Source organism: Streptomyces sp., assembly GCF_035563135.1.
In the GTDB taxonomy this organism is placed as follows: domain Bacteria; phylum Actinomycetota; class Actinomycetes; order Streptomycetales; family Streptomycetaceae; genus Streptomyces.
This window is the reverse complement of the sequence record NZ_DATMVN010000153.1, coordinates 1-2703: the sequence shown is the minus strand read 5'-3', so window position 1 is coordinate 2703 and position 2703 is coordinate 1. Positions and strand designations below refer to the sequence as shown.

3 protein-coding genes and 1 pseudogene are annotated in these 2703 nt (G+C 69.5%); 2 read left to right on the top strand and 2 right to left on the bottom strand.

The features are described from left to right. Positions 1–139: 139 nt before the first annotated feature. Positions 140–772 carry a helix-turn-helix domain-containing protein gene (locus VN520_RS06435; protein ID WP_325745868.1) on the top strand — a complete coding sequence of 211 codons (633 nt, stop codon included), beginning with the start codon at positions 140–142 and terminating at the stop codon, positions 770–772. A gap of 22 nt (positions 773–794) precedes the next feature. Here the strand turns inward: VN520_RS06435 and VN520_RS06430 are convergent. After that, a pseudogene (locus VN520_RS06430) lies at positions 795–1067 on the bottom strand (IS3 family transposase); the annotation flags it as partial. 268 nt (positions 1068–1335) lie between these two features. Next, positions 1336–1749, bottom strand: coding sequence for a MarR family winged helix-turn-helix transcriptional regulator (locus tag VN520_RS06425; RefSeq protein WP_325745869.1), 414 nt, complete (start codon positions 1747–1749; stop codon positions 1336–1338). A gap of 181 nt (positions 1750–1930) precedes the next feature. On the opposite strand from VN520_RS06425, the gene VN520_RS06420 reads away from it, so the two are divergent. Next, the coding region (locus VN520_RS06420) for an SDR family NAD(P)-dependent oxidoreductase (protein WP_325745867.1) at positions 1931–2703 on the top strand (773 nt) is incomplete at its 3' end.

Sequence of the window (2703 nt, the reverse complement as noted above, 5' to 3'; positions counted from 1 at the left end):
CTCCTTGCCGAGTGGCATTCTTGACTGTGGGGTCAACTTATCGCTCCGACGATAACACTCAACTTGACCGGCTGGTCAAGATAAGTTCCACGTCAGTGCGACCATGGGGTCGTACACCAGGACCAGGAGGGACGGACGGATGCGGGCCGATGCACAGCGGAACGCCGAGAAGTTGCGTACGGCAGCCGCCGAGCTCTTCCAGGAGCGCGGTCTCAAGGTCTCGCTCAAGGAGATCGCCCGCCGGGCCGGGGTGAGCCACGGCACCCTCTACAACCTCTACGGCGGCCGCGAGGCGCTCATCGACGAGGTGGTGACGGAGCTGACCGCCGACCGCCTCACCGAGGTCGCCGAGCACGCCCTGTCCGTCGAGGACGCGTGGGAAGGGTTCGCGTACTACGTCGAGAAGGTCTGCGAACTCCAGGCGACCGGTCCCGCTGTCGCCGACGTGGTCAGCGGCAGCTTTCCGCGCGCCGAGCGCCTCATGGCCCTCTGCAGCCGGACGCAGGGCGCCGCCGCGGAAGTCACGGAGCGCGCCCAGCGGGCCGGGACCCTCCGGCCGGACTTCACCAAGGAGGACCTCCTGCTCGTCTTCGCCACCAACGCCGCGCTCGCTCGTGCGGCTGCGGACGCCGCACCCGACACCTGGCGCCGCGCCATCGGCTTCTTCCTCGACGGACTGCGTACCGAAGCCGTACGCGATCCGCTCGGCACAGCCCCGCCGACCCCGCAGCAGGTGTACGACGTGATGGGCAGGCTCGTCGGCGCGTCGTAGAAGACGGCACCGCGCGGATCCATCGCTCGATCCAGGTGACGATCGCGATCCGCAGCTCCTGGCGGGTGGCCCAGGGGCGGCGGTCGAGGACGTTCTTCTCCAGCAGCGCGAAGAAGCTCTCCATGGCCGCGTCGTCGCCGGCCGCACCGACTCTGCCCATCGATCCGATCATGCTGTGACGTGCGAGAACTGCGCCGAATTTCCGGGAGCGAAATTGCGACCCGCGGTCGGGATGAACGATGCATCCGGCGACCTGACCGCGACGGGCGACGGGCGACGGGCGACGGGCGACGGCGGATTCCGGGCCGCCTCTCAGCAAGGCAGGTCAAGGTGTCACCTGCCCGTGCAGCAGTCCCGCCTTCGTGCTGAGCGTTGTGTGTTCCTTGGTCGGATCACATGCTCAGCCGAAGGCCGCCTGCGTGCACCGCAGTTACCAGTCCGAGTGATCAAGTACGAGAGATCGTTCGGGCCCTGAGGTTGAAGATCAAGCTAGCGGGAGCCCCTCGCCCCGCACCGGCCACCGGAGCCGGCGTGCCGCCTCGGCGGGACGCCGGCTTTCCGCGTCACAGGAGGCTGCGCCACGCGTGATCGAGTGCCGCGCGCAGTCGCGCGGTGTCCTCCGCGCCGAGGCCGTCGGTCATGCGCTGCTCCAGGTCGCGTACGGGCTGCTCGTGGTCGGCGAGGATCTGATGGCCGAGGCCGGTCAGGGCGATGAGGAGTTCACGCCGGTTGGCCGGGTTGGGGCGGCGGTCGACGTACCCACGTGCCTCCAGGGTGCGCACCAGGTCGGCCACCGACTGGGCGGTGACGAAGGAGTCGCGGGCCAGTTGCGCGGCGGTGAGGCCGTCACGCCGCTGGAGCACGGTCAGCGCCGTGTACTGCAGGGCGGTCATCCCGGCAGGTTTGAGCACCTCTTCCAGCCGCGCCCGTACAACGAGTTCCGTGCGTTTCACCAGGTAGAGCAGTGAGGGAGGCATCGTCGCGCCCCGGTCGGCCGGTTGAGCGGCGGCTTCGGACACGGTGCCCTCCCGTGGGGTCGTCCTGAGGCGCGGCTGCGCATGTTCCGGTCACCGTACCCCATTGACAGGATTCCTGTGGGTCGCAAGACTGGCCGCCGCCTCCTTAGCCAGGAATCCTGTCGATGAAAGGTGGATCTCCATGGATCTCACAGACAAAGTGGCCGTCGTCACGGGCAGTGGCCGTGGTCTCGGACTCGCCTACGCGAAGGCTCTCGCCGCGGCCGGGGCCTCCGTCGTCGTCAACGACGTCGATCAGCAGGCCGTGGACGCGGCGGTGGCGAGCATCGAGGCCGCCGGTGGCAAGGCGTCCGGAGTGGCCGCCGCCGTCGGCTCCACCGAGTCGGCCGAGGCGCTGGTCGCGGCGGCCGTCGAGCAGTTCGGCCGACTGGACGCCCTGGTGACCAACGCCGGAATCCTGCGCGACAAGGTGCTGTGGAAGATGTCCGACGACGACTTCGACGACGTCGTCCGTGTCCATCTGCGCGGCACGTTCACCTGTGCCCGCGCCGCCGCGGTACGGATGCGCGAGCAGGGAGAAGGCGGGCGCGTCATCCTCATCGGATCACCGGCAGGCCAGCGCGGGAACTTCGGGCAGACCAACTACGCGGCCGCCAAGGCCGGCATCGTGGCCATGGCCCGCACCTGGGCGATGGAGCTGGGGCGGGCGCAGATCACGGTGAACGCCGTCATCCCCGTGGCCGCCACCGAGATGACCAAGACGATCCCGGCCTTCGCACCGGCCATCGCCGAGGCGGAGCGCACCGGGGCGCCGCTGCCGGACTGGATGCGCAAGGACGAGGGTCTGGGCACCGTCGAGGACGTCGCCGGACTGGTCACCTTCCTCGCCTCCGACGCCTCCGCATCCGTCACCGGCCAGGCCATCGGGATCGGCGGGGACCGGCTGGCGCTGTG